Origin of the sequence: Marinobacter sp. DS40M6 (assembly GCF_028581595.1) — a bacterium.
GTDB lineage: Bacteria > Pseudomonadota > Gammaproteobacteria > Pseudomonadales > Oleiphilaceae > Marinobacter > Marinobacter salarius.
In genome coordinates, this window is the sequence record NZ_JAFCAE010000003.1 from 202,472 (window position 1) to 227,034 (window position 24,563).

Annotated in this window: 27 protein-coding genes and 1 tRNA gene; 22 read left to right on the plus strand and 6 right to left on the minus strand. The window is 56.9% G+C overall.

The genetic code is table 11. The features are described 5' to 3' along the window. Positions 1–6: 6 nt before the first annotated feature. A complete protein-coding gene (locus JJO78_RS08615; protein WP_228209694.1) occupies positions 7–1,020 on the minus strand; it encodes an NAD(P)/FAD-dependent oxidoreductase in 1,014 nt (337 codons plus the stop codon). Positions 1,021–1,137: 117 nt separating this feature from the next. Here JJO78_RS08615 and JJO78_RS08620 point away from each other — a divergent pair, with 117 nt between their 5' ends. The 10 genes from JJO78_RS08620 to JJO78_RS08665 all read left to right on the plus strand — a co-directional run bounded on the left by JJO78_RS08620 (position 1,138) and on the right by JJO78_RS08665 (position 9,617). Further along, positions 1,138–2,094 (plus strand): acyl-CoA desaturase, encoded by a 957-nt coding sequence (locus tag JJO78_RS08620; RefSeq protein ID WP_075195778.1) that lies wholly within the window; start codon positions 1,138–1,140, stop codon positions 2,092–2,094. Beyond that, positions 2,091–2,558: a nuclear transport factor 2 family protein gene (locus JJO78_RS08625; RefSeq protein ID WP_273623357.1), complete on the plus strand. Its 468-nt coding sequence runs from the start codon at positions 2,091–2,093 to the stop codon at positions 2,556–2,558. The genes JJO78_RS08620 and JJO78_RS08625 overlap by 4 nt, the downstream gene beginning before the upstream one ends. Next, positions 2,555–3,355 carry an SDR family NAD(P)-dependent oxidoreductase gene (locus JJO78_RS08630; protein ID WP_136633404.1) on the plus strand — a complete coding sequence of 267 codons (801 nt, stop codon included), beginning with the start codon at positions 2,555–2,557 and terminating at the stop codon, positions 3,353–3,355. Before JJO78_RS08625 ends, JJO78_RS08630 begins: the two co-directional genes overlap by 4 nt. Continuing rightward, entirely contained in the window at positions 3,352–4,617 is a 1,266-nt protein-coding gene (locus JJO78_RS08635; protein WP_041333367.1) for an NAD(P)/FAD-dependent oxidoreductase, read from the plus strand. The genes JJO78_RS08630 and JJO78_RS08635 overlap by 4 nt, the downstream gene beginning before the upstream one ends. Positions 4,618–4,619: 2 nt before the next feature. After that, a complete protein-coding gene (locus JJO78_RS08640; RefSeq protein ID WP_273623358.1) occupies positions 4,620–5,543 on the plus strand; it encodes a DUF1365 domain-containing protein in 924 nt (307 codons plus the stop codon). Then, entirely contained in the window at positions 5,531–6,799 is a 1,269-nt protein-coding gene (locus JJO78_RS08645) for an SAM-dependent methyltransferase (protein WP_273623361.1), read from the plus strand. Before JJO78_RS08640 ends, JJO78_RS08645 begins: the two co-directional genes overlap by 13 nt. After that, positions 6,796–7,317, plus strand: a complete 522-nt coding sequence (locus tag JJO78_RS08650) for a DUF2878 domain-containing protein (RefSeq protein WP_136633407.1) — start codon at positions 6,796–6,798, stop codon at positions 7,315–7,317. Before JJO78_RS08645 ends, JJO78_RS08650 begins: the two co-directional genes overlap by 4 nt. Further along, positions 7,314–8,045 (plus strand): hypothetical protein, encoded by a 732-nt coding sequence (locus tag JJO78_RS08655; RefSeq protein ID WP_273623363.1) that lies wholly within the window; start codon positions 7,314–7,316, stop codon positions 8,043–8,045. The genes JJO78_RS08650 and JJO78_RS08655 overlap by 4 nt, the downstream gene beginning before the upstream one ends. A 107-nt stretch (positions 8,046–8,152) precedes the next feature. After that, on the plus strand, positions 8,153–8,965 hold the full coding sequence (gene xthA, locus JJO78_RS08660) for an exodeoxyribonuclease III (RefSeq protein ID WP_126812573.1): 813 nt from the start codon (positions 8,153–8,155) through the stop codon (positions 8,963–8,965). A gap of 22 nt (positions 8,966–8,987) precedes the next feature. Then, positions 8,988–9,617, plus strand: a complete 630-nt coding sequence (locus tag JJO78_RS08665) for a TetR/AcrR family transcriptional regulator (RefSeq protein WP_036207437.1) — start codon at positions 8,988–8,990, stop codon at positions 9,615–9,617. 22 nt (positions 9,618–9,639) lie between these two features. Here JJO78_RS08665 and JJO78_RS08670 read toward each other — a convergent pair whose 3' ends face one another. Next, positions 9,640–10,059: a phasin family protein gene (locus tag JJO78_RS08670; protein WP_036207441.1), complete on the minus strand. Its 420-nt coding sequence runs from the start codon at positions 10,057–10,059 to the stop codon at positions 9,640–9,642. 417 nt (positions 10,060–10,476) lie between these two features. On the opposite strand from JJO78_RS08670, the gene JJO78_RS08675 reads away from it, so the two are divergent. Genes JJO78_RS08675 through JJO78_RS08685 form a run of 3 tightly spaced genes read left to right on the plus strand, consistent with a single transcriptional unit; the run spans position 10,477 to position 12,799 of the window. Continuing rightward, positions 10,477–10,908 carry a TIGR01244 family sulfur transferase gene (locus JJO78_RS08675; protein ID WP_036207444.1) on the plus strand — a complete coding sequence of 144 codons (432 nt, stop codon included), beginning with the start codon at positions 10,477–10,479 and terminating at the stop codon, positions 10,906–10,908. A gap of 45 nt (positions 10,909–10,953) precedes the next feature. Beyond that, positions 10,954–12,063, plus strand: a complete 1,110-nt coding sequence (hemH, locus tag JJO78_RS08680; protein ID WP_036207446.1) for a ferrochelatase — start codon at positions 10,954–10,956, stop codon at positions 12,061–12,063. A gap of 1 nt (position 12,064) precedes the next feature. Beyond that, the gene (locus JJO78_RS08685) at positions 12,065–12,799 is read left to right on the plus strand and encodes a 5-oxoprolinase subunit PxpA (RefSeq protein ID WP_136634200.1); all 735 of its coding nucleotides are present in this window, start codon (positions 12,065–12,067) and stop codon (positions 12,797–12,799) included. A gap of 57 nt (positions 12,800–12,856) precedes the next feature. On the opposite strand, the gene JJO78_RS08690 is transcribed toward JJO78_RS08685, so the two are convergent. Continuing rightward, positions 12,857–12,947, minus strand: a tRNA-Ser gene (locus JJO78_RS08690). Positions 12,948–13,166: 219 nt separating this feature from the next. Here JJO78_RS08690 and JJO78_RS08695 point away from each other — a divergent pair. The 5 genes from JJO78_RS08695 (at position 13,167) to JJO78_RS08715 (ending at position 15,383) form a co-directional block, all read left to right on the plus strand. Then, a complete protein-coding gene (locus JJO78_RS08695; RefSeq protein ID WP_007152095.1) occupies positions 13,167–13,862 on the plus strand; it encodes a Bax inhibitor-1/YccA family protein in 696 nt (231 codons plus the stop codon). Between the two features lie 115 nt (positions 13,863–13,977). After that, on the plus strand, positions 13,978–14,394 hold the full coding sequence (gene tusD / locus JJO78_RS08700; protein ID WP_075195783.1) for a sulfurtransferase complex subunit TusD: 417 nt from the start codon (positions 13,978–13,980) through the stop codon (positions 14,392–14,394). A 7-nt stretch (positions 14,395–14,401) separates the two neighbouring features. Beyond that, positions 14,402–14,752 carry a DsrE family protein gene (locus tag JJO78_RS08705; RefSeq protein WP_091644653.1) on the plus strand — a complete coding sequence of 117 codons (351 nt, stop codon included), beginning with the start codon at positions 14,402–14,404 and terminating at the stop codon, positions 14,750–14,752. Positions 14,753–14,784: 32 nt separating this feature from the next. Further along, positions 14,785–15,066, plus strand: a complete 282-nt coding sequence (tusB, locus tag JJO78_RS08710) for a sulfurtransferase complex subunit TusB (protein ID WP_091644655.1) — start codon at positions 14,785–14,787, stop codon at positions 15,064–15,066. Beyond that, positions 15,066–15,383 (plus strand): TusE/DsrC/DsvC family sulfur relay protein, encoded by a 318-nt coding sequence (locus JJO78_RS08715; RefSeq protein ID WP_036207462.1) that lies wholly within the window; start codon positions 15,066–15,068, stop codon positions 15,381–15,383. The genes tusB and JJO78_RS08715 overlap by 1 nt, the downstream gene beginning before the upstream one ends. On the opposite strand, the gene JJO78_RS08720 is transcribed toward JJO78_RS08715, so the two are convergent. From JJO78_RS08720 to nfuA, 3 genes are all read right to left on the minus strand, one after another. Continuing rightward, entirely contained in the window at positions 15,378–15,707 is a 330-nt protein-coding gene (locus tag JJO78_RS08720; protein WP_075195785.1) for a hypothetical protein, read from the minus strand. The genes JJO78_RS08715 and JJO78_RS08720 overlap by 6 nt on opposite strands. A gap of 48 nt (positions 15,708–15,755) precedes the next feature. Then, positions 15,756–16,922 (minus strand): hypothetical protein, encoded by a 1,167-nt coding sequence (locus tag JJO78_RS08725; RefSeq protein ID WP_041336538.1) that lies wholly within the window; start codon positions 16,920–16,922, stop codon positions 15,756–15,758. Positions 16,923–17,236: 314 nt separating this feature from the next. Beyond that, positions 17,237–17,824: a Fe-S biogenesis protein NfuA gene (gene nfuA, locus JJO78_RS08730; protein WP_007152088.1), complete on the minus strand. Its 588-nt coding sequence runs from the start codon at positions 17,822–17,824 to the stop codon at positions 17,237–17,239. 185 nt (positions 17,825–18,009) lie between these two features. Here nfuA and metH point away from each other — a divergent pair, with 185 nt between their 5' ends. The 4 genes from metH to JJO78_RS08750 all read left to right on the plus strand — a co-directional run bounded on the left by metH (position 18,010) and on the right by JJO78_RS08750 (position 24,506). Continuing rightward, entirely contained in the window at positions 18,010–21,717 is a 3,708-nt protein-coding gene (metH, locus tag JJO78_RS08735) for a methionine synthase (RefSeq protein ID WP_228209704.1), read from the plus strand. Between the two features lie 42 nt (positions 21,718–21,759). After that, complete coding sequence (locus JJO78_RS08740; protein WP_036207475.1) at positions 21,760–22,026, plus strand: DUF2970 domain-containing protein; 267 nt, start codon at positions 21,760–21,762, stop codon at positions 22,024–22,026. Between the two features lie 331 nt (positions 22,027–22,357). Then, positions 22,358–24,010 (plus strand): nitrite/sulfite reductase, encoded by a 1,653-nt coding sequence (locus tag JJO78_RS08745; RefSeq protein ID WP_036207478.1) that lies wholly within the window; start codon positions 22,358–22,360, stop codon positions 24,008–24,010. Then, the gene (locus tag JJO78_RS08750) at positions 24,003–24,506 is read left to right on the plus strand and encodes a DUF934 domain-containing protein (RefSeq protein WP_036207481.1); all 504 of its coding nucleotides are present in this window, start codon (positions 24,003–24,005) and stop codon (positions 24,504–24,506) included. Before JJO78_RS08745 ends, JJO78_RS08750 begins: the two co-directional genes overlap by 8 nt. The last annotated feature ends 57 nt before the right edge of the window (positions 24,507–24,563 follow it).

Consider the following 24,563-nt stretch of genomic DNA (forward strand, 5'->3'; position numbering starts at 1 on the left):
TTGGGTTTAGTCCGCCAGCATATGCGCGACCAGGCCACTGGCACTGTTGAACGCGCCCTCCACGCGGCCGCCGCTCAGCCAGTCCCCGGCCAGCCCGATGCGCTGGTCGCCATACCAGCGAAAACCGGGTTGCTCCGTGGGCGAGGATTTCGCATAAAGCCACCGGTGCGAAATCCAGTCGTCAGGGCAGACAGTAACACCGGTTACCTTCTTAAACGCCTCAATCATGGCAGCCGACACCTTGTCCGCCGAGGTATTTTCGTGCTCCCGAGACCATTGAGGCGTTGCATGGAGAACCCACCACTGGCCGGAATCGTCCCTGCCCGGTTTGCTCGAGTTATTCGCAATCCAGTCGAGTATCGGGTTCTGGCACCGCATCCCGTCATAGGGCTGTTCCAGCGCCTGCCGAAAATAGACAGCGGTTGCCCAGCACGGCTGGATATGGCTAACGTGGCCCTGCATCTGGTCCGAGAGCGCTGTGAGTGCACTGTTGTTGAACAGATCCCGGGTCTGAGCCGGAGGTGCCGTGACGATAACCGCGTCAAAGGGACCATAAGACTCGCCGTCTGTATCGTTCAGCAACCACTGTTGACCCTGGCGAACCAGGCTATCAATGCGCGTTTGCGCCTGGACGTCTGCAGCGGTGGAAAGCCCGCGGGTGATGGCGGTCATCCGGGGAGCGCCGACGTAGCGGGTCTCTTGCGGGAACGGCTCCCATTGCCCGGAGGTGGTCTGGTAACCAAACCGCCCGGGCCACGGCCTGAAACTGCCTTCGGCATAACGGTTCAGGAAGGCGGAGAACGCAGGATTCCTGATCGTAAAGTATTGCGCCCCGATGTCCACGGAGCCACCCGCAACACGCTTTGCGGCCATGCGACCGCCCGGGCCGCGGCTTTTCTCGAAGATCGTCACTTCATGGTTCTGCTCCTGAAGCAGAAGTGCTGCACTCAGGCCGGCCATGCCTGAACCAACAATGGCAATCCGGCGTATAACAGGCATCTGATCGGTTTGGTTAAACATCGTATAACGTGCATCCAAATTCGGTTGTTGGAACGTAGAACCCGTCAAGCGTCTGGTTGAGATTCTTCAACGCCCAGGCTTTACAGGTTAAACCACGAACGAAAGGGCAATCAGGGTATGACCCGAGTGCAACACTGGCTGACAAACATTCTGAGATGGTTCGACTCCGCTGCGGGTTCGGATCACCTCGACACAAGCTCGCGGGCTTTCAATTTTCTCAGGGTGGTTCCCTTTATAGCACTTCATCTGGCCTGTTTGCTGGTCATCGTCACGGGCACCAGTACCTTTGCTGTCATCTTTGCAATCGGCTTTTTCGCCGTGCGCATGTTTGCCATCACCGGCTTCTACCATCGCTACTTTGCCCACAAAACCTTCAAGACCAGCCGTGTTGCACAGTTTTTCTTCGGTGTCCTGGGCGCCAGCGCAGCCCAACGTGGGCCGCTGTGGTGGGCCGCTCATCATCGGCACCACCATCAACATTCGGACGACGAGAAGGACCTGCACTCACCACACCAAGGCGGGTTCTGGTGGTCCCACGTTGGCTGGTTTACCTGTGACGCGGGCTTTGCCATGGATGAGCGCCGGGTGAAGGACTGGATGAAATTTCCCGAACTCCGCTTTCTCAACCGCTTTGACTCATTGGTACCGGCGGCAGCCGCGGTCGGTATTTATGCCTTGGGTGAAGCTCTGGCGGCGTGGGCGCCCGGCCTGGGCACCAATGGTTTGCAGCTGCTGACCTGGGGCTTCTTTATATCGACGGTGTTGCTGTTCCATGCCACGGTGTCCATCAATTCCCTGTCCCACGTCTGGGGAAAACGCCGTTTCGAGACTTCCGACGACAGCAGGAATAACGTCTGGCTAGCGCTCATCACCATGGGCGAAGGCTGGCACAATAACCACCATCGCTGGCCGCAATCCGTGCGCCAGGGATTCCGGTGGTACGAGGTGGATATGACCTGGTACGGACTGTGGCTACTCGCGCGTCTTGGCATCATCTGGGACATGAACCCTATTCCAGAACACATTCAGGAAGAAACCCGCCAACTGGATTCCATGAGGAGGAAACACTCATGAGTACCGCCTCTGTCATCGGAATGGGCAACCATAATTCATCCGTCCAGGAAACTCTTGGGCGCTTCACGCAACTCTTCAACAACCTCTGCGCCGGCAACATGGCGGAGCTGTCCAGCGTGTACAGCGAAAACGTGACGTTTACCGATCCGTTTACAAGCGTGCATGGCATCGATGAACTGACGGAGTACTTCTCCAGCGCGTATGCCAACGTGATTTCCTGCGGTTTCGACTTCGGCGAGCCCGTGGTCAACGGCGAGGATGTGTGCATTCCCTGGGTGATGCAGCTCAGGCACAAGCGTATTCGGAAGGGCAACCCGGTTGCGGTGGAAGGCATTAGTCAGTTGGTTATTCGTGAGGGGCGCGTTCTCTCCCATCGGGATTATTTCGACATCGGCCAGTTGCTCTACGAAAACCTTCCGTTACTGGGTGGCGTGATCCGTTGGATAAGGAATCAGGCGGGATGAGTAAACGGCTTGGAACAGCATCCAACATCTGGATTACCGGGGCCAGCTCAGGGATCGGCGAAGCCGTTACCCACGCGCTGGTAGACCAGGGGCACCGTTTGGTGATCACCGGCCGACGACAGGAGGCATTGGACGGCTTGAGCGCATTGGCGCCAGAGCGAGTTGTAGCAGCACGGGCGGACACCACGAGCCGGGACGACCTACAGGGTATTTCCTCCACCCTGGAAACCCACGGCGACCTCAACATGGCCATCCTCAACGCCGGCACCTGTGAATACCTGGAAATCGCCGACTACGACAGCGCTGTGATTGAAAACAACATCAACACCAACGTGGTGGGCACCGCACGCTGTCTGGATATTGCCTTGCCGGCTCTGCGGCGCACTGTCGCGAAGGGCCATCCGGCGACGCTGGTGATTGTCAGCTCATCGGCGTGGTGGTTTCCCTTCGGCCGTGCCGAGGGGTACGGGTCCTCCAAAGCCGCGCTCACCTACTTTGCCCACGCGCTACGAGCGGATCTGGCGCCCGAAGGCATCGACGTGGTGGTGGTTTCGCCGGGGTTTGTGAAAACGCCGCTGACCGACAGAAACGATTTTCCGATGCCGTTCCTGGTCTCAGCGGAAGACGCCGCGGGCCGTATCGTCAAAGGACTGCGTAAAGGCCGTAACGAAATCGCTTTTCCGAAGCGATTCACCTGGACACTGAAGGCCCTGGGCGCCCTGCCCCAGGGGTTGATTGATCGCATGGCCGCCAGCATGAGCCGCAAAAGCAGGAATGAACAGGAAACCAGTGGATGAGTAACGAACGTCAACGTATTGCAGTCATTGGCGCTGGGGTCTCCGGCCTTACCACAGCCTGGCTCTTATCCGAAAAGTACGATGTGGAGCTGTTTGAAGCCGGCGACTATGCCGGAGGCCACACCAACACAGAGATGGTTACCGCCGGTGGTCGGGAGTGGCCGGTCAACACCGGTTTTATCGTCTTCAATGACTGGACGTACCCCAATTTCATGAAGCTGATGGACCGCTTGGGTGTTGCGTCGGAAGTCAGCGACATGAGTTTCAGTGTTGACTGTCATTCCTCCGGGCTACAGTACAACGGCACCAGCCTGAACACCCTGTTCGCCCAACGCAGAAACCTGCTGAATCTACCGTTTCTTCGTATGATCCAGGAGATCCTGCGCTTCAATAAGGAATCCCGGGCAGACCTAGCCGCTGGCAACATCGCAGACACCGAAACCCTGGGCGAATACCTGAACCGCAACGGCTACTCGCGCTACTTCCGCCAATACTACATCGTCCCCATGGGGGCTGCGATCTGGTCGGCGCCGGAGATTGTCCTGGAGCAGTTCCCGATCCGATTCTTTCTCCAGTTTTTCAATAATCACGGCATGTTGTCGGTAGACGATCGTCCGACCTGGCGGGTCATTTCCGGCGGCTCCGCGCGCTATGTCGATGCGATGATGGAACGCCTGGGCGAACGCATACATTTGAACAGCCCGGTCAGTTCCGTCGTCCGTGAGCCGGACCATGTGGTGGTCACCGTCAATAACGAGCACCACCACTTTGACCAGGTGGTGTTTGCCTGCCACAGCGACCAGGCCCTCGGCATGATTGCCGATCCTTCCGCCGAAGAACTGGATATTCTTGGTGCCATTACCTATCAACGCAATGATGTGGTGTTGCACACCGACAGTTCGGTACTGCCATCAAATCGCAGGGCGTGGGCGGCGTGGAACTATTTCATACCGCAACACAGCACCGAGCCTGTGTCTGTGACCTATAACATGAACGTACTGCAGAATTTCGATGAGGCACCGGAAACCTTCTGTGTCACCCTCAACCGCAGCCAGGACATTGATCCGGAGCGCATCATAAAACGCTTCGACTACGCACACCCCGTGTTCACCCTGGAGGCCGTGGCGGCCCAGAAACGCTATGACGAAATCGGCGGCCACAACCGCAGCCACTTCTGTGGCGCCTACTGGTTCAATGGCTTTCATGAGGACGGTGTGAGCAGTGCGCTCCGCGTTACTCAGGCTTTGGGAGTGGAGCTGTAGCCATGAACGCTGCCCTACCGCAAAACATGGTCGCCAATCAGCTTCACAGCCAATGGCTGGAGGGCACGATTCGGCATCGTCGCAAGACACCGGTACGCCACGAATTCAGCTACAGCACCGGCATGCTGGCCCTGGACCTGCGCGAGTGGCCATCCATAACCCATATCAGCCGCCTGTTTTCCCTGGAACGCTTCAACTGGTTGTCCCTGTACCGCCGTGACTATTTCCGGCCCGAGACCGCCAACCTCCTGCAGGCCGTGAGCGATCAGGTACAACAGGCGACGGGATGGCGCCCGGACGGCGCGGTGCAACTCATTACTCATCCCCGTTATTTCGGGTATGTGTTCAATCCGGTCAGTTTCTACTTCTGCTACCACGCCGGCGACCGCCCGGATCATGGAGCCGTGCCCCGGGTCATCATGGCTCAGATCACCAATACACCCTGGAAAGATCGCCATGTGTACTGCCTCGAAACCACAGGCGCGGAACCAACCAGTGCCGGCTGGCGCACTGAGCGCTTCGATTTCAGCAAACGCTTTCACGTATCGCCCTTCAATCCCATGGATCAGCATTACCAGTGGACGTTCAGTTTCCGCGGCCCTGAACTTCGGATCCACATGGGTGTGAAACAGGACGAACGCAAGCATTTTGATGCCACATTGGTGGTCCGACGCACCCCCCTGGATCGTAAAGAACTACACAGGAGCCTTAGGCAGTTTCCACTGGAAGCGCTGAAGGTGGTGGGCGGTATTTACTGGCACGCCCTGAAGCTCAAGCTCAAAGGGGTGCCGTTCTTTACCCATCCAAACAAGCTGCCTGAAAACGACCCGGAGCACCGGCGCGGCGCAGAAGACTCAGGCCAGGATGTCACCGAACCCACAGCCCAGAACAAGACAACCGGAAAGGTAAGCTCATGGAGAACCTGAACACCTCGCTTGAATCCACTGGCACTGGCCAGGCGCCGCTCACCAGCCGGTGGGCGAAAGCCCTTGTGTGCCAGCAGCTTTCGCTTCTTGAAGCGGGAACACTGACGATTCGTGAAGCCGGGGCGGAAACTCTGACCTTTGGAGACAATGACAGCCGATTCGCGCCGGCGGAGCTGGTCATCCACGACCACAGCACCTGGAAGGATCTGCTAACGGGCGGCAGCGTGGGTGCCGCTGAAGCCTATGTCGCAGGTGACTGGTCAACGCCGGACCTGGTGGCCCTGTTGCGGTTCTTTACCCGAAACGTTGATCGAATGAACGCCTTCGAGGACCGATTCAGTTGGGTCACCAAACCGGCCTTGAAGGGCCTGCACTGGCTGAATCGCAATACGAAGGAAGGTTCCCGCAAGAACATCAGCGCCCACTACGACCTGGGTAACGACCTGTTCGAGACCTTCCTTGACCCCACGATGATGTATTCCTCCGCCATCTATCCAGGCCCAGAGGCGACGCTGGAGCAAGCGGCGGTTCACAAACTGGATACCATCTGCCGAAAACTGGACCTGCAACCGGGCGACCGGGTGATCGAAATCGGCACCGGCTGGGGTGGATTCGCCGTGCATGCGGCCAAACATTATGGCTGTCATGTGACGACCACGACGATTTCCGCCGAGCAGCTGGAACTGGCGAGAAAAAAGGTCAGCGACGAGGGCCTGGAAGCGCAGGTCACCCTGCTGTTTGACGACTACCGCGACCTGGAAGGCCAATTCGACAAGCTGGTTTCCATCGAAATGATTGAGGCCGTGGGCCCGCAATTTCTGGACAGCTACTTTTCTCAAATCAGCCGCTTGCTGAAACCGGACGGCCTGGCCCTGGTGCAGGCCATCAATATGCCCGAGCAGCGCTACAAGCGCGCCCTGAAGAACGTCGATTTCATTCAACGATTTATTTTTCCGGGCAGTTTCATTCCCTCTTTTGGCGCGATGCTGGACTCCGTCCGCACCGGTTCGGACCTGGTAATGACCCACGCTGAAGATATCGGCTTCCATTACGCCCGCACGCTGCGGGACTGGTGCGATCGCTTCATGGCGAACCGGGATACGCTCGACAGCCTTGGCTACGACAAGGCCTTCCGCCGCCTGTGGCATTTCTACTTCGCCTATTGCGAGGCCGGCTTCAGTGAACGAGCCATTGGAGTTTCCCAGATCCTGTTCGCCAAGCCAGGTAACAAGCGTGAGAGCATCCTGAGCGTATGATCCACAATGATACCCTGCGCAATGTCGTGAACTTCGCCCTGTTCCAGGCTGGCTGGTTCGTATGCGTGCTCTATCCGGGCCTGATGGCTGCCGGATTCGTGGTCCTGCTATTGGTTTTCCACATGCTGTTTGTCAGCCAGCACCGCTCCATCGAACTGCAGTTTATCGGCGCCGGCACGGTTCTGGGCGGTGTACTGGACGGCATCTGGTTCCAGACCGGCATCCTTGATGATGGCACTGGCAGCGTACAGATCACACCGGTCTGGCTGGTCGGCATCTGGGCCATATTCATGACCACCCTGAGCCATTCCCTGTCATGGATTGGCAGCAAACCCTGGCTGCCCTTTGTGTGTGCCCCCATCGCCGGGCCTTTTGCCTACTGGTCCGCCAGCGCGCTGGGCGCCGTGCAACTTCCGAATCTCACACTTTCTTTGGCTGCGCTGGCATTGGGCTGGCTGGTTGTATTCCCGAGCCTTCTCTATCTCCGCAAGGCCCTCTATCCGGAGCTGATACGATGAGGTCCAGCGCCCTTTTGCTCGCCTGCGCCCTGCCCCTGTCGGCCGCGGCCGCCGAGATGCGCTTTACCGGCCAGGCGATGCCGTTGAACGGCGACAACCTGATCTATGAAGAGCAGCACGTGGTCACAGGCAAGTGCACCGATGGCCTTTTCCGACCCGCCTCCCACAAGGTGACTTACCTTCGCAGTAACGGTGAGCCATTTGCTGAAAAGACGCTGTCTTACGAACAATCGACGTTGCGTCCAGCGATGACCTTCCGACAGCCGGGTTTCAATGAAGTCATGGAGATCCGCAACCGGGATGACGCGACGCTGGAAATCGAGTGGCAGACTCCGGAAGGCGACACGGAAAACTCGACGGTGGAGGTCACCCGGAAACTGGTGGCAGATGCGGGCTTCGACAATCTGGTCCGCAACCACTGGCCCGAGGTCACTTCCGGTGACCGCATCGAATTCAACTTTCTGGCGCCCACACGGGGCAAAGCCTATGGCTTTGTACTGGAGCCTGCGAAGGACGACCGCATCAACGCCACACATACGGTGCTGATAGAGCCCTCGAGCACAATCCTGAGCTTTCTGGTTGACCCGATCCTCTTGGGCTATAACGACAACGGCGCGCTGACGGACTACCTTGGGTTGACCAATATCCGCAAGGATAAGGACTCAAACTACACCGCCCATATCCGCTATGCCGTGGACACCGCTCCGGATTGTGAACTGACCCGCTGAATCCGTCCTTGCAGCCAAGGCGGACACACCGACCTGTTGTGGTAGACTTGCGGTTTCCTGACACACCCTGACAATCGCCAAAACTGCAAAACAGAAGGTTTCCGCCGATGATGTTTGTCTCATTCAACGTCAACAGTATCCGCACGCGGCTGCACCAGCTTGAGGCCGTGATTGATAGCCTGAACCCGGATTTTATCGGCCTGCAGGAAACCAAGGTGACCGACGAGGAGTTCCCGGAGGACGCCATTCGCGAACTCGGCTACCACGTTCACTTCCATGGCCAGAAGACTCATTACGGCGTTGCTCTTCTTTCCCGCCAGGCGCCGGACAGCGTCCAGAAAGGCTACCCGTGGGACGGAGAGGACTCCCAACGCAGGCTGATTACCGGCCACTTCACGGTCAATGGCCGCAAACTTACGGTGATCAACGGTTATTTTCCCCAGGGCGAGAGCCGAGACCACCCGATAAAGTTTCCCGCCAAGGAAAAATTCTACGCGGACCTGATGCGCTACCTGGACGACCTGAAAGCCGCCAACGGTGAGATTGTGGTAATGGGCGATATGAATATCTCGCCTACTGATCAAGACATCGGCATCGGTGCCGACAATGCCAAGCGCTGGCTGAGAACCGGTAAATGCAGCTTTCTTCCGGAAGAGCGTGAATGGCTGGGACAGGTCGAAAGCCGTGGTTTCACGGACGTGTTTCGACACCTGCACCCCGAGGAATCTGACACCTTCAGCTGGTTTGATTACCGCAGCAAGGGCTTTGACAGAGACCCACGCCGCGGCCTGAGGATCGACCTGATCATGGCCAGTGACCCGCTTCTACCCAAGGCGGAAGAAGCAGGCGTCAGCTACGATATTCGCGCCATGGAGCGGCCTTCGGACCATTGTCCGGTGTGGGCTCGTTTCTCGCTTTGAACCCACCTCGCCGGGCCGCGACATGAAAAAAATGAAAACCCGCGACCGTATACTTGAGGCCAGCCTGATGCTGTTCAACAGCATCGGCGAGCCCAACGTAACCACCCTGTTGATTTCGGACGAACTGGAGATCAGCCCCGGCAACCTCTATTACCACTTCAAGAGCAAGGGCGATATTGTCGGGGAACTGTTTGCCAGCTATGAACACGAAATGCACGACCTGCTGGCGGTTCCGGAAGACGCGACCATCAGCCTGGACCAGCAGAGTTTTTTCCTGCATCTGTTGTTCGAAACCGTCGCCCGCTACCGATTCCTGTATCAGGACCTGGTGAACGTCCTGTCCCGATACGAGCAGCTTCAAACCCGCTTCCGGCGCATTCTGAAAAAGAAAACCCATGGTTTCAGGGTCATCTGCGAGAGCTTTCGCCGCCAGGGCGTCATGGAGATTACCGATGGGGAGCTGGATGCACTCTGCGACCAGTTGACGCTCACCGCCTGCTATTGGAGCAGCTTCGACAGTCTGTCGCATCTGGATGACCGCGACTCCATGGACCCGGGCCGCGGTGTTTACCAGATGATGCACTTGCTATTGCCCTACCTGGGCCCGGATGAAAAAGAACAGATTTACCTGATGAGCCGGGATTACCTCTGACATCAATGGCCGGAAGCGAGCATCATTCCTCTTCGGAGCGGTCCTCGGTCTGCTCCCTGAGGCGTTGGAGTTCCGCTTCCAGGGCCTGAATCCGGCGTTCCATGGCTTCGATTTCGTCCCGACGGTGAATACCCAATCGACGCAACGCGCCGGACACGCGCTCATCAAACATGTTCTCGAGGCGGTCCCAGGTGCCAGTGGCCTTTTCCCGCACATCGTCCACACGGTCTTCCACAGTGCGCACGTGCTTTTCAACCACGCCGCGGGTCTTACTCTCCAACTGCTCGCCTTCCTGAACCAGACGCTCAAAGAAGCGACCAGCGTCCTCCTCGGCCTTGGTGTAGGCACCGAGCCCGGCCAGCCAGATCTGCCGTGCAGACCCTTTTATTTTACCCGCCAGCTGCTCGTCGTTTTCCGGCGTGTTTTCGTTTTCGTCAGACATGCAAAACCTCGGAGGCGTTGGACTCTCAATGGCCCATTATTGTATTACAGCGGGCACTGAATTTCAGTCAACAGGCCAATATCTCTGCGTCAGGGCTGAAACCAAATCGCCTGAAAGGCCCACAGCGAGCGGCTTTAGTATAAGCACACTTTCAATATGAAAAAATGTGATCAAACGAATCGCTCACTGGCTTGAAGTGTTCAAAATATGGTCAATACTTCACTGTACCGGTGTCCCTGCTGATGCCGGTTTGTCTGGAAGTCTTTCATGGATACTACTCGCACGCCTCTGCCCGGCCACCAGTGCCGGGCTTTTTTTATCTCCTGGATTAAAACTTCCCATGGCCCGGGCTCTGACAGCGGCTATGTCCTGTGGCATTATGCTGAGGCATTTATGTGACCGGCAAAAGGATCGCTTATGGACATCAGACGTATCGACGACACGATTTCAGTCTCGCCCCAGCTCACTGTGGAGGACGTTAGCGAAGCTGCAAAACTCGGCTTCAAAACACTCGTTGCCAATCGCCCCGATGCCGAAGAGCCCGGCCAGCCGGGCATGGCCGACATAGAGGCCGCAGCTCGCGCAAACGGGATGGAGTGGGTGTATCTGCCGGTCGAGTCCGGGAATATCTTTGACAACGACGTTGACCGCTTTGATGCAATGATCCGTCAGGCAGACAAGCCCGTACTTGCTTTCTGCCGCTCCGGAACCCGCTGCACCGTGCTCTGGGCACTGAGTTCGGCACGCACCGAGCCGGCCCACGACATTGTCAACAAGGCCCGTAAAGCTGGTTACGATGTTGGCGGGCTGGCGCCGCGGATGGCCCAGCAGGCAGGGAAACGCTCCTGAGCCACTTTCTGAACGGACACCCATCATTCTCCAGGATCCAGAACCATGCCGTACAAGGGTACCGCCGATTTTCGCCATGACCATCCCGAAAAAACCGGAGTACTGATCACCAATCTGGGAACACCGGATGCCCCAACCACCTCTGCCCTGCGCCGTTATCTGGGGGAATTCCTCTGGGATCCCAGGGTGGTTGAAGTGCCGCGCCCGATCTGGTGGCTGATACTCCATGGCATTATCCTGCGACTGCGTCCCAGCCGGTCAGCCAAAGCCTATGCTGGCGTGTGGCAACCGGAAGGATCGCCGTTGTTGATTCACACCGCCAGGCAAGCCGAAGCGATTCGCAAACAACTGCAGGCGAAACACGGCAATAACCTCCTGGTGGGATTTGCCATGCGATATGGCAACCCGGGAATCCCGAAGGTGCTTGATGAAATGCAGGCGCAGGGGGTTCGCCGGTTGCTGGTACTGCCCCTGTACCCGCAGTATTCCGCCTCGACCTCGGCCTCGACATTCGATGCCATTGCCCATAATTTTACCCGTCGGCGCTGGCTGCCCGATCTGAGGTTTGTGTCCCACTACCCGGACTACCCACCTTACATTGAGGCTATGGCCAGCCATATCCAGGCGCACTGGGACAAGCATGGGCGCAACCAGAAACTGATCCTCTCCTATCACGGAGTTCCCCTGAAGTACCTTGAGCGCGGGGACCCGTACCACTGTGAGTGCCACAAGACTTCCCGCCTGCTGGCAGAACGGCTTGGCCTTGGAAAGGATGAATACCTGACCACCTTCCAGTCACGTTTTGGCCGGGAAGAGTGGTTGCAGCCCTATACTGACGAAACCCTTAAAGCACTGCCCCAAAAAGGCGTAACATCTATAGATGTGTTCTGCCCCGGCTTTTCGGCGGATTGCCTCGAAACCATCGAAGAGATTGACGAGGAAAACCGTGAATACTTCATGGAAGCCGGCGGCGAGGGTTTCAGCTATATTTCCGCCCTCAATGCCACACCGGGACATATCGACGCCCTGACGCAGCTGATTGAGGAGAACCTGCAGGGCTGGCAGGTGCCGCGCAATGAACCCGAAGAACTGGCAGAGAGGGTCAGGCTCGCGGAGGAACAGAGACAGGCCCAGTACCCGGGCCGGGAGCTGTGAGATGAAACTGAATTGTGACTTGGGGGAAAGCTACGGTGCCTGGCGTATGGGCGAGGACGATCAGGTGATGCCCCTTATCGATATGGCCAACGTTGCCTGCGGCTTTCACGCCGGGGACCCTTCGGTCATGCAGAAAACCGTGGCTCTGGCAGCGAAGCACGGAGTAGAGATCGGTGCCCATCCCTCCTATCACGACCTCGCCGGTTTTGGCCGCCGCTCCATCAGCCACAGCCCCGAGGAAATTCACGCTCTGATCCTCTACCAGCTTGGCGCGCTACAGGGACTATGTCGGGCCGAGGGCCTGACACTGTCTTACGTAAAACCCCACGGTGCCCTGAACAACGACATGATGCGGGACATGAGCACCCTGGAAGCCGTTATGACCGCGGTTAGAAGCTATCAGCAGGATCTGCCGCTGATGCTCCCGGTGACGGTCAAACACGAACAACACCGCAAACTGGCGGACTATGTTGGTCTCCCCATCCTGCTGGAAGCCTTTGCCGACCGCGCCTACGACGATGAGGGCCAGTTGGTATCCCGCCGCCTTCCAGGGGCGGTACATCAGTCTGCAGACAAGATTGTCAATCAGGCGGTATCGTTCGCTAAAAACGGTGGAGTCTACAGTTCATCCGGTAACTGGCTGACACTGCCGGCCGACAGCCTGTGCGTACACGGTGACAATGAGGCAGCGCTGAGTGGCATTCGGGCGATTCGCAAAGCATTGGCCACGAATTAGAAGCACTAACGAAACAGTTTGAAAGGATACGGGAAATATCAGGGAAGGAAGAGAAAGTGGCGGTGGGCCAGGGATTCGAACCCCGGGAAGGCTACTAACCTTCGGCGGTTTTCAAGACCGCTGCATTCAGCCGCTCTGCCAGCCCACCGTTTTCTCCACAGCCGTCATTGCGACAGCGGGGAGCATGATACCGGAATTCCGTTTCCTGTCAACGCCCTGGCCACATCGTCTTCCTTTCGATTCAACATTAACTCTATTTAATGGAATCCGCGAGGCCGTTTTCTGTCGTAAATGATTGAAAGTTGTGTATCTGGCATTATGATGAGTGTTAGATTCAAACGGTTGTGACACACAGACGGAGAAGACAATGGAAGACAGACGATTTGGCGTCCAGCAAAACCAGGGAGCCTATTCGACCACAGAAAAAGGTCGGGCGACGGGTATCAGCGCAGATGCCATGAACGTGCTGCGCAATACCTACATGCTGCTGGGAATGACTCTGGCATTCTCCGCACTGACTGCGTTCCTGAACATGAACGGCACGCATCCCGGCTTCCTGATCACGATCGTAGGCTACATCGGCCTTCTGTTCGCGACCTACAAGCTGAAGAACAGCCCCTGGGGTATCGTAACCACGTTCGCCCTTACCGGCTTCATGGGCTTCACCCTCGGCCCGATCATCGGCCAGATGGTGGCAGCGGGCGCTTCCCAGATCGTCGCGAATGCCCTGGCTCTGACAGCGACCGCGTTTGTGGGTCTGTCGGCAACGGCCATTATCACCAAGAAGGACTTCAGCTTCCTGTCCAGCTTCCTGACAGCGGGCGCCTTCGTGCTGATCGGCGCGATGCTGCTGGCGTTCTTCATGCAGAGCTCCATCCTGCACCTGGCGGTGTCTGCTGGTTTCACCATCTTCGCTTCCATCATGATCCTGTTTGAAACCAGCCGGATCATCAACGGCGGAGAGCGCAACTACATCATCGCTACTGTTGGCCTGTATGTGGCCATCTACAACCTGTTCGTCAGCCTGCTTCACCTGATGATGGCGTTCAGCGGCGACGACTGATCGCCTTGGCATCATCCAGATGACAGGCAACTGCCAGAGAACCCCGACCTCGGTCGGGGTTTTTTCATTCATGAGGTAAACTGTACTCTGAACTCCAACAGGCAAACAGGCACATATGAGTCCGCACACACCCTGCTCCTTTACCCTGGTCATTACCGGAGCGCCCTACTCCTCCCAGGCGCCACAAACAGCGCTCGCCTTCGCCAGGGCAGTACTGGCAAGCGGCCATCGAATTGACCGGGTATTCCTCTACGGTGATGGCGTTCATCTGGCGTCGGCACTGACCAGCCCACCCTCGGACGAGGTGCACTGGTCGCGGGCGTGGCATGATTTCCTGGAAAGCCACAACATAGCCGGCTTTGCCTGTATTGCGTCGGCGCTTCGGCGGGGCATTGTGGACCAGAGCGAACAGCAGCGCTACGAACTGCCCGCCAGCAATCTTGCCGCACCATTCACCATTGCCGGTTTGGGCGAGTGGGTTGACAGCGTGGCGCATTCTGATCGCGTTATCTATTTTCACAGTGGGGGTTGAGCCAGGTATGGAGACGTTGGTGATCATTAGCCACGCGCCGTATTGCGACTGGACGGGCCGTGAGTCGCTGGATATGGCCTTTTCCCTGGCCGCGTTCGACCAGCCGGTGACGTTGCTGTTCACCGGAGAGGGCGTTAACTGGCTTCGCAAGGCCCAACAGGCGGACGCCGTGCAGCAGAAATCGGTGGAGAAGAACCTGTCAGCCGCGCCCATTTTTGGCGTTTCCGCCCTGATGGCTGATCACAAGGCCTGTAAGCGGTATGGCCTCAACGAAGAGAATATGATGCCGGGCATTACCACGACAGATCTGTGTGCCGAACTGCTCGAACACTACGCCCACGTGGTCAACCTGAGCTGAGCAGGCAACCCAAACACCCGGAGAGCGCATTGATGGCAACCATCCATACCCTGCACATCGTCAACAAACGGCCGGATCACCCGGCGTTTGTAGCGTGCCTGTCGAGCATCACAGACCAGGATGGCCTGTTGCTGACGGAATCAGGTGTGCTTGCCCTGGCGGACCGTGAAGCAACGCTGAAGGGTACCGTTTATGCGTTGGCCCCTGACCTGCAGGCCAGGGCCATCGCCGTCGATGGACTTGACGTACAATCGATTGATTTTGACACAATGGTGGCCCTGACCACCGAGGCAACCAGAGTGATCAGCTGGTAATGACGATTCCAACGAGAAACAACGAAGGGTTCCTGGAAGACGCCTGGACGTGGTCACCTGACGTGGCCCGTGACATTGCGGCGGACGACAATATTGAGTTAACCGATAATCACTGGGAAATCATCGAATTCCTGAGAGAATTTTACAAACAACATGAAATATCACCACCTTCAAACAGGCTGTTTGTAAAAGCGGTCAGGGAGGCGTTTAACGAAGAGAAAGGCAACAGCATTTACCTGATGCAGCTCTTTCCCGGTACACCGGCCAAAACAGCCTGCCGCATAGCAGGTCTGCCAAGGCCGACGAATTGTCTATGAATCGTTTCGGGGCTTTCGACCGGGGTCAGATACCTCTCCCAGAAAGCTACTGAGGCCGTTTTCGAACAGCCCCGAACCGAACCGGAGGAACTGGCGGGTAGATTCTTTCACCGTACTCTCCGGCAGCTCCCGAAGAGTTTCTTCCACGCCTTCCCGTACACCCTGCCTGACTCTGGGCTCTATCTCCCGCGACGCGTCGATAAGCTCCGCCACCTTGCGATCAAGATGTGGTCGCACAATGCCGAACCAGAAGCCTGCCAGCACTGAAAGTACGACGCATCCTGTTACCAGGGCCTGTATCGCGACTGCCCATCCAAATTCCATACTGCCCTCCTGGTCAGCTCATTACGCAGGGAACCGTGTCCCAGGCGCCTAGTTCAATACGTTGCTCATGATCAAAAACTGAAGCGCACCCGCCAGGGAACCCAATATTCCCCCAACCAGCATGAGCTGAATCTCTTCCTCTCGAAATGCCGGCCGCAGGATATCCTGAAACTCAGCCGGCGCCAGCGACTTCATCTGCCCGGCCAGCACCCCGGCCACCACCGGTGCCCTCTCTCGGTTGAATGCCGGGTCCCCGAAGACATCACGGGTGGCCAGCACCGCCTTATGGTTCATGGCTTTTTTAAGTTCCGTGTACCCGGTCATACCAACAGTAACCTGGGCGCCGAGCTTCATGACCATCGAGTTGTCCAGCAGTGGCCTCAGATGCTTCTGGATGATCGCCCGCGTGCGATCCCCACGGTTACCGTTGATCATGGCGTCAGCCACTTTCTCAACGGTGATCAGTTCCTCCGCCACCAACCTTGCCCATACGTCGCTGATCTCCGGCTGACGCTGCAGGAACAGACCCTGCAAACGCCAAAACAGGAAGCGCCGGGGTTTGAGCGGGCGAAAAATCAGGTTGATGGCAATCCAGTTGGTCAGGAACCCCACTGCAAAGCCGCCGACCGGCAACAGCCATGGTTCGGGGTAGCGCACCCAGGCAGGGGCCAACAAGGCACCCAGCAGGCCGCCAATGATCGCCCCTCGATTGATAACCGACCGTAGCTCGACTGAGCCCGCTTCCATGAAAATCCGGTTCATCAGGTCCGGATGGGTTTTCAGCTCCCGGCTCAGCAAAGCCTTCAGGTCAACGAGATCATTGAGGTCATCCCCGAAATCCTCCACCAGGGACTCTATCCTCGACGGGAGCTGTTCCCGCCCCCACCGATAGATGCGATTCTTCATGAACAGCGGGAGGTTGTCCCAGAGCACCGGTTGGATGTCATACATCACTTCGTCAATGTATTCGTCCATGCGGGGATTCACCTGGGAAATCACCTGTTCAACAATTCGTTGTGGTTCCAGCTGCTGGTAGACGGCGTTCAGATCACCAAACTGCTGCAGGGTGCGGTCAATACAGATGTGGGCCATTTTCTCGGCCTTGCGGGGAATCACTCCCTGCCAGCCAATAACGCCAATACCCACAAACTGGATGGGGTTGAATGACATCTGGATCGCCAGCCAATTGGTAAACCAGCCGACAATAGCTGCCATGAGTGGCACAGAGAAAAGTGCTACATCAACCAAGACAAACCCCAGTGTGTGATTGGCGGGCACGGTGATGAGGACGCGCCGTAATTTTGTATGACGGGTATCTTACCCATCGTTCGATTCAGATTATGTGACGGATAATGAGGTAAATCGAATTATCCAACATTGGCCGTTCCGCCACAGCAACGACGATAGCGCGGCACTCATGGCACTCACAAACCTGATACTGACAAACCGCGACTGACAAACACCCGCACCAAAAACAAAAAAGCCGGCATCGGCCGGCTTCATGTCATACTTTTAGAACATGCCTTATCTTACTGATAGTAAGCATTTTCTGTGTAGGTATGATCGGTAACGTCGCGAACGGCCGTTATCTCAGGAACACGCTCTTTCAACGTCGATTCAACACCCTGCTTCAGTGTGAGACTCACCGCACTGCAACCCTGGCAACCCCCGCCAAATCGCAGAACGGCAATGGATTCCTCGGCTACTTCCACCAGGGACACTTCGCCACCATGAGCCGCGAGGTTGGGATTGATTTCCGACGCCAGGATATACTGGATACGATCTGGCAAGGGCGCGTTCTCATCAACGTTGGGCACCTTGGCGTTAGGCGCTTTAATGGTCAGCTGCCCGCCCATCTGGTCCTTGGAGTAGTCCACAAAGGCTTCTTCCAGGAACGGCACCGAATTGTGATCAAGAAACAGCGTGAACTTGCCCAGATCAACCTGCTCGTCCGTCGGTACAATTTCGTTCGGCGGGCAGTAGGCAAGGCAGGTCTCGGCGTTCTTGGTGCCGGGCTGGGTTACAAAAATACGGACACCCATGCCCTCCACATCCTGTTTTTCGATAAGTTGTGCAAGGTAATCCCGAGCGGGATCTGTCACCGTAACCAATGCCATAGTTGCAACCCGTTTGAAAGTGTTCCTTTATTTTAAGTGAGATCGCTGCAACATGAAAGACCAAGTAAAATAGTCAGACTTTAATCGGTCCATTGATCAACATCATGAGGCCGTGGGACGACAACCGCCATTTTTGCTATGATCGCGCGCCATTGAGACAAAAACGACTTCCGGAAGTAATTGATATGACCGACCACAACGCTCGCCTGGACCGCCTGGAACAGCTTGGCAACGCCCTGAAAGAACGCATCATCGTCCTTGATGGCGGCATGGGCACCATGATCCAGAACCTGAAACTGGACGAGGCAGCGTTCCGTGGCGACCGGTTTGCCGATTATGACCGTGAGGTTCAGGGCAATAATGACCTTTTGAACCTGACCCAGCCCGCCCTGCTCCGCAATATACACGCGGACTATCTTGACGCCGGCGCTGACATTATTGAAACCAACACCTTCAACTCCACCCAGCTGTCGCAGGCCGACTATGGTCTCGAATCGATTGCGAAGGAATTGAATATTGAAGCGGCAAAACTGGCGCGCCAAATCGCGGACGAATTCACCGCCCGCAACCCGGAGAAGCCGCGTTTCGTGGCCGGTGCGGTTGGCCCGACATCCCGCACTGCATCCATTTCACCGGATGTTAACAACCCTGGATATCGCAACGTCGATTTCCAGACCCTGGTCGACAATTATTACGAAGCGGTGGAAGGCCTTGTTCAAGGCGGCTCTGACCTTATCCTGATCGAAACCATTTTCGATACACTGAACGCCAAGGCTGCGATCTACGCCACCCAGCAGTACTTCATCGACAGTGGTATTGAGTTGCCAATCATGATTTCCGGCACTATTACCGACGCTTCAGGCCGCACCCTGTCTGGCCAGACCACCGAGGCATTCTGGAATTCCGTATCTCACGCCAGGCCTGTTTCAGTCGGTCTGAACTGCGCCCTCGGTGCCGACGCCCTGCGCCCCTACGTGGAAGAGCTCGCCAATAAATCGACGACCTACGTCAGCGCCCACCCCAATGCCGGGCTGCCGAACGAATTCGGCGAGTATGACCAGACGCCGGAAGAAATGGCGGAGATTATTGAAGGCTTTGCCCGTGACGGGTTTCTGAACATCATCGGTGGTTGCTGTGGCTCACGCCCGGACCATATCGAAGCCATCGCGGAAGCGGTTTCCAAATACCCGCCACGAAAGATACCAGAGCAGAAACCCGCGCTGAGGCTGTCCGGCCTTGAACCGTTTACGGGTGACGAGAACACCCTGTTCATCAACGTGGGTGAGCGCACAAACGTGACGGGCTCCAAGCGATTCCTGCGGCTGATCAAAGAGGAGCAGTACGAAGAGGCCCTCAGCGTCGCCCGCGACCAGGTAGAAAACGGTGCCCAGATCATCGACATCAACATGGATGAGGGCATGCTGGATTCGAAGGACGTCATGGTGACGTTCCTCAATCTGGTCGCCTCGGAACCCGACATCTCCCGCGTTCCGATCATGATTGATTCCTCCAAATGGGAGGTCATCGAAGCCGGCCTGCGCTGCATACAGGGCAAGGCAGTGGTGAACTCCATCAGCCTGAAGGAAGGCGAGGAGGAGTTCCTCAAGCGTGCCCGTGACTGCATGCGCTACGGCGCCGCCGTCGTGGTCATGGCCTTCGATGAGGACGGCCAGGCGGATACCTTTGAACGTAAAACGGAGATCTGCAAGCGCTCCTACGATCTCCTCGTCGGTATCGGCTTCACCGCCGGCGATATCATTTTCGACCCCAATATCTTCGCCATCGCCACTGGTATCGAGGAGCACAACAATTACGCGGTGGATTTCATCAACGCCAGCCGCTGGATTCGCGACAACCTGCCCCATGCGTCCATCTCCGGCGGTGTCAGCAACGTGTCGTTCTCGTTCCGCGGTAACGATGCCGTGCGTGAAGCCATCCACTCGGTGTTCCTGTACCACGCCATCAAGGCCGGCATGAACATGGGCATCGTCAACCCCGGCCAGCTCGTGATCTACGACGAGATCGATCCGGAACTGAAAGAGTTGGTTGAGGACGTGGTGCTCAATCGCCGTGACGACGGCACCGACCGCTTGCTGGAAATTGCCGAGCGCTATCGCAGCAAGGGCGGCAAGACCCAGGAAGAAGACTTGGCCTGGCGCGAGTGGCCGGTTGAGAAACGGGTGGAGCATGCCCTGGTCAAGGGTATAACCAACTACATCATTGAAGACACCGAAGCCTGCCGGCAGCGCGCCGCCCGCCCGATCGAGGTTATTGAAGGCCCGCTGATGGACGGCATGAACGTGGTTGGCGACCTGTTTGGCGACGGCAAGATGTTCCTGCCCCAGGTGGTCAAAAGCGCCCGCGTTATGAAGCAGGCGGTGGCCCATCTGATTCCCTATATCGAGGCCGAGAAATCCGGCAATCAGCAAGCCAAGGGCAAAATCCTGATGGCGACGGTCAAAGGGGACGTACACGATATCGGCAAGAACATCGTGGGTGTGGTGTTGCAGTGCAACAACTATGAGGTCATCGACCTCGGCGTGATGGTGCCCTGCGACAAGATCCTTGACGTGGCAAAGAAGGAAAACGTCGACATTATCGGCCTCAGTGGCCTGATCACGCCGTCGCTGGATGAAATGGTCCACGTTGCCAAGGAAATGCAGCGGCTGGACTTCAACATCCCGCTGATGATCGGTGGTGCCACCACTTCCAAGGCTCACACTGCGGTAAAGATCGAACCCCAGTATAAAAACGACATCGCTCTGTATGTATCCGATGCCTCGCGCTGCGTGAACGTGGCCTCCCAGCTACTGAGCAAGACCGCCAAACCCGCATTGGTGGACGGTGCACGCACGGAGTACGACGAAATTCGGGAACGCCGTAAAAACCGCGGGGAACGTACCAAGCTGGTCTCATTGAAGGAGGCCCGAGCCCGCGCCCCGGAAATCCAGTTCGACGACTACCAGCCGCCGAAGCCAGCCTTCACCGGTGTACGGTCCTTTGAAACCTATGATCTGAAGCAACTGGTGGACTACATCGACTGGACGCCCTTCTTTATTTCCTGGGATATGTCCGGCAAGTACCCCGCCATTTTCGATGATCCAAAGCGCGGTGAAGCCGCCAGAACGCTGTTTGAGGACGGTCAAAAAATCCTTCAGCAGATGATCGACGAGAAACGCGTTTCCGCCAAGGCGGCGATCGGCTTCTGGCCTGCCAACCGTCGCGGCGACGATATTGTGCTCTACACCGACGAAACCCGGGAAAAGGAACTCACCACCCTGCACCATCTGCGCCAGCAGGATGACAAGGCACCGGGCAAGCCAATGATGACGTTGTCGGATTTTGTAGCGCCGGAAGGTGACGGCCCCGTGGATTACGTGGGCGGCTTTGCTGTAACCACTGGCATCGGCGCGGAAGAGTTTTCACTGGAATTCAAGGATCGCAACGACGATTACAACGCCATCATGGTCAAGGCCCTGGCGGACCGTCTTGCGGAAGCCTTTGCCGAGCACCTGCACGAACGGGTACGGAAGGAATTCTGGGGTTATGCCGAAGACGAGGCACTCAGAAATGACGACCTGATCCGTGAACGGTACCGGGGCATCCGGCCAGCGCCCGGCTATCCCGCCTGCCCGGACCACACGGAGAAGGCCACCCTGTTCGACCTGCTCGACGCACCGGCAAACGCTGGACTGGAACTGACCGAGCACTTTGCCATGTTCCCGACTGCGGCGGTTTCCGGATGGTATTTCTCCCATCCCGAATCAAAGTATTTTGCGGTGGGTAAGATTGGCGTGGATCAGGTTGAAGACTACGCAACACGAAAGGGAATATCCAAGGCCGAAGCAGAGCGATGGCTGGCGCCCAGCCTTGCGTACGACCCGGCGGAATAATCACCGCCGGTGTCCGCCTTCACACACCAGCGGAAGCCAAGCATGACGGATAAACACGAAAACGAGCAATCACCCGACAAGCCTGCCGAGCCTGCCAAATCGGCAAAGAAAGCGAAGGCAGGACCGGGGGTTCTCAAGGTGATGCAGAGCATCCTTGCCGGCGCACTCGGCGTTCAGTCCGACAAGCGCCGTGAGGAGGATTTCTCAAGCCACAGTCCCTGGCCGTACATCATCGCCGGCATCCTGTTTACGGTCGGCTTCGTTGTTACCCTCGTGGTGGTCGTCAAGCTGGTGCTTGCCGGCCAGTAGCGATTACTGCCCGGATACCCAGACTACGGCGAAGGCAACGACCAGCATTACCAGTAAAACGGCGGCAACGGCGTCGGCCTGACTGTCGGTTCTCGCGGTCTTCTTCATACTCTTTCCTCGCTATGTCGTTATTATCTGTTTTGTCGCACACGCCTCTTTAAATCTAGGCGGGAAATTGTAATCAGTCCAGCAATATCTGGCTTTCTATATCACCTTAGTCGATAAACATATTTGGAAATAATCATTTTAAGAATAATGACACGGTGATATTCTCCCACGCAAGAAATGGCACTAAAGCCGTATTTCCAGCGTTTCAGCAGGACGTTCCACTATGTATGTTTATGACGAACACGACCGGCAGATGGCTGCCGAGCGCGTTGCACAATTCCGTGACCAGACCGAGAGAGCATTGGCTGGCGAGCTGAGCGAAGACGAGTTTCTTCCACTGCGACTTCAGAACGGATTGTATGTACAGCGTCTTGCCCCGATGTTGCGCATCGCGGTTCCGTACGGAATGCTCCGTTCTACCCAGCTTCGCCGCCTGGCACGCATAACCCGTGACTATGACAAAGGTTATGCGCACTTTACAACCCGCCAGAACGTTCAGCTCAACTGGCCGGAAATCGAAGACGTACCGGATATCCTGGCCGAGTTGGCGGAAGTGGAAATGCACGCCAACCAGACCAGCGGCAACTGCATTCGCAACACCACCACGGATCAGTTTTCCGGTGTGCAGGCTGACGAGATCACCGACCCGCGCCCTTACTGCGAAATCATCCGCCAGTGGTCTACCTTCCACCCGGAATTCGCTTTTCTGCCGCGCAAATTCAAAGTGGCCGTCAACGCCTCCGAACATACCGACCGCGCTGCTATCCAGGTGCATGATATCGGCCTGCAGATGGTGCGCAATGATCAGGGTGAACTCGGCTTCCGTGTTCACGTGGGCGGCGGTCTTGGACGTACGCCGATGGTAGGCCCGGTTATCCGTGACTTCCTGCCGGAGCTGGACCTGCTCACATATCTTGAAGCCGTGCTGCGTGTTTACAACCGTTACGGTCGCCGGGACAACAAATTCAAGGCCCGCATCAAGATTCTGGTGAAGGCCCTGACGCCCGAAGGCTTTGCGGCGAAGGTGGAAGACGAATGGTCCCACATCAAGGACTCTCCCACTCGCCTGACCCAGGAAGCCATTGAGCAGTTCAAAGGGTATTTCACTGAGCCGGACTACCAGCAGGTTCCGGATGTGAAGGACGCTTTGGCAACCCAACGATTCGAGAACCGCGAGTTTGATCAGTGGATCAGCCACAACGTGGATACCCACAAGAACCCTGGCTACGCCATTGTGACACTGACCATGAAGAAAACCGGCACGCCGCCGGGTGATGTCAGTGATCGCCAACTTGAACAGATTGCCGACCTGGCGGACCAGTACAGCTTTGGTGAAGTACGGGTGACTCATCAGCAGAACGTAGTTCTGGCGGATGTCCGGAAAGACCAACTGTTTGAGCTGTGGCAAGCGATCACACCGATGGACTTTGCCACGGCGAACCTGAATACGCTGACCGATGTTATCTGCTGCCCCGGTGGCGATTACTGCGCCCTGGCGAATGCGAAGTCTATTCCCGTGGCGGAGTCCATTCAGCGCCAGTTCGATGATATGGACTACCTGTACGACATCGGCAACATTGATTTGAACATTTCCGGCTGCATGAACGCCTGTGGTCACCACCATGTGGGCAACATTGGCGTCCTTGGCGTCGACAAGAAGGGTCAGGAGTTCTACCAGATCAGCCTGGGCGGCTCCTCCCATCACGATGCCGCGATTGGCAAGATTCTCGGGCCCTCTTTTGCCCGGGAAGATATGCCGGAAGTGATGCAGAAAATCATTAATGTGTACGTCGATAACCGGACCGAGGAAGAGCCTTTCCTGGATACTTATCGCCGTATTGGCATCGAGCCATTCAAGGAGCGGGTTTATGCCTGATGTGATCACCAGTGACGGAAGTATCCGTCAGGACGATTGGGTTGTTGTGCCAAGGCCAGCAGACGGGGAGTCCCTGGATGTTCCCGAGCAACCTGCCCTGATTCCGGCCGATCTTTGGTTGGCGGGCAAGGAGCACTTTGAAGACCGTGATGACATCGGTGTATGGCTCGACAGCCATGATGAGCCGGAGATTCTGGCTGGCGTGGTCAATGAGCTGCCGGTGATTGCGGTGAACTTTCCGAAGTTCAGCGATGGCCGCGGTTACAGTATCGCGCGGCTGCTTCGGGAGCGCCTGAGCTACCGGAACGAACTTCGTGCGGTCGGTGATGTGCTTCTTGATCAGCTGCAGTTTATGAAGCGGTGCGGTTTTGACACGTACGTACTGCGCGCCGACAAGGATATCAACAAGGCAGCTCGTTGCCTGAACTTCTTTACCCAGGGGTATCAGGCGGCGACGGATACGGACGAGCCGTTGTTTCGTCGTCGAGCTTCCTGACCTGAGGCATTCGCTTCAGGAGTACGAAAAGAAGGGGCTTACTTTCCAAAACACGCT

What these genes read in the sequence shown, in the direction of transcription:
- JJO78_RS08635 (WP_041333367.1), top strand. Translation starts at nt 3,352, where the DNA reads ATGAGTAACGAACGTCAACGTATTGCAGTCATTGGCGCTGGGGTCTCC.
- JJO78_RS08620 (WP_075195778.1), top strand. Translation starts at nt 1,138, where the DNA reads ATGACCCGAGTGCAACACTGGCTGACAAACATTCTGAGATGGTTCGAC.
- JJO78_RS08625 (WP_273623357.1), top strand. Translation starts at nt 2,091, where the DNA reads ATGAGTACCGCCTCTGTCATCGGAATGGGCAACCATAATTCATCCGTC.
- xthA (WP_126812573.1), top strand. Translation starts at nt 8,153, where the DNA reads ATGATGTTTGTCTCATTCAACGTCAACAGTATCCGCACGCGGCTGCAC.
- JJO78_RS08720 (WP_075195785.1), bottom strand. Translation starts at nt 15,707, where the DNA reads ATGGAATTTGGATGGGCAGTCGCGATACAGGCCCTGGTAACAGGATGC.
- JJO78_RS08685 (WP_136634200.1), top strand. Translation starts at nt 12,065, where the DNA reads ATGAAACTGAATTGTGACTTGGGGGAAAGCTACGGTGCCTGGCGTATG.
- JJO78_RS08650 (WP_136633407.1), top strand. Translation starts at nt 6,796, where the DNA reads ATGATCCACAATGATACCCTGCGCAATGTCGTGAACTTCGCCCTGTTC.
- tusB (WP_091644655.1), top strand. Translation starts at nt 14,785, where the DNA reads ATGGCAACCATCCATACCCTGCACATCGTCAACAAACGGCCGGATCAC.
- JJO78_RS08705 (WP_091644653.1), top strand. Translation starts at nt 14,402, where the DNA reads ATGGAGACGTTGGTGATCATTAGCCACGCGCCGTATTGCGACTGGACG.
- JJO78_RS08670 (WP_036207441.1), bottom strand. Translation starts at nt 10,059, where the DNA reads ATGTCTGACGAAAACGAAAACACGCCGGAAAACGACGAGCAGCTGGCG.
- JJO78_RS08645 (WP_273623361.1), top strand. Translation starts at nt 5,531, where the DNA reads ATGGAGAACCTGAACACCTCGCTTGAATCCACTGGCACTGGCCAGGCG.
- JJO78_RS08725 (WP_041336538.1), bottom strand. Translation starts at nt 16,922, where the DNA reads ATGGCAGCTATTGTCGGCTGGTTTACCAATTGGCTGGCGATCCAGATG.
- JJO78_RS08630 (WP_136633404.1), top strand. Translation starts at nt 2,555, where the DNA reads ATGAGTAAACGGCTTGGAACAGCATCCAACATCTGGATTACCGGGGCC.
- JJO78_RS08675 (WP_036207444.1), top strand. Translation starts at nt 10,477, where the DNA reads ATGGACATCAGACGTATCGACGACACGATTTCAGTCTCGCCCCAGCTC.
- hemH (WP_036207446.1), top strand. Translation starts at nt 10,954, where the DNA reads ATGCCGTACAAGGGTACCGCCGATTTTCGCCATGACCATCCCGAAAAA.
- JJO78_RS08750 (WP_036207481.1), top strand. Translation starts at nt 24,003, where the DNA reads ATGCCTGATGTGATCACCAGTGACGGAAGTATCCGTCAGGACGATTGG.
- JJO78_RS08640 (WP_273623358.1), top strand. Translation starts at nt 4,620, where the DNA reads ATGAACGCTGCCCTACCGCAAAACATGGTCGCCAATCAGCTTCACAGC.
- JJO78_RS08740 (WP_036207475.1), top strand. Translation starts at nt 21,760, where the DNA reads ATGACGGATAAACACGAAAACGAGCAATCACCCGACAAGCCTGCCGAG.
- JJO78_RS08745 (WP_036207478.1), top strand. Translation starts at nt 22,358, where the DNA reads ATGTATGTTTATGACGAACACGACCGGCAGATGGCTGCCGAGCGCGTT.
- metH (WP_228209704.1), top strand. Translation starts at nt 18,010, where the DNA reads ATGACCGACCACAACGCTCGCCTGGACCGCCTGGAACAGCTTGGCAAC.
- JJO78_RS08655 (WP_273623363.1), top strand. Translation starts at nt 7,314, where the DNA reads ATGAGGTCCAGCGCCCTTTTGCTCGCCTGCGCCCTGCCCCTGTCGGCC.
- JJO78_RS08665 (WP_036207437.1), top strand. Translation starts at nt 8,988, where the DNA reads ATGAAAAAAATGAAAACCCGCGACCGTATACTTGAGGCCAGCCTGATG.
- JJO78_RS08695 (WP_007152095.1), top strand. Translation starts at nt 13,167, where the DNA reads ATGGAAGACAGACGATTTGGCGTCCAGCAAAACCAGGGAGCCTATTCG.
- nfuA (WP_007152088.1), bottom strand. Translation starts at nt 17,824, where the DNA reads ATGGCATTGGTTACGGTGACAGATCCCGCTCGGGATTACCTTGCACAA.
- tusD (WP_075195783.1), top strand. Translation starts at nt 13,978, where the DNA reads ATGAGTCCGCACACACCCTGCTCCTTTACCCTGGTCATTACCGGAGCG.
- JJO78_RS08715 (WP_036207462.1), top strand. Translation starts at nt 15,066, where the DNA reads ATGACGATTCCAACGAGAAACAACGAAGGGTTCCTGGAAGACGCCTGG.
- JJO78_RS08615 (WP_228209694.1), bottom strand. Translation starts at nt 1,020, where the DNA reads ATGTTTAACCAAACCGATCAGATGCCTGTTATACGCCGGATTGCCATT.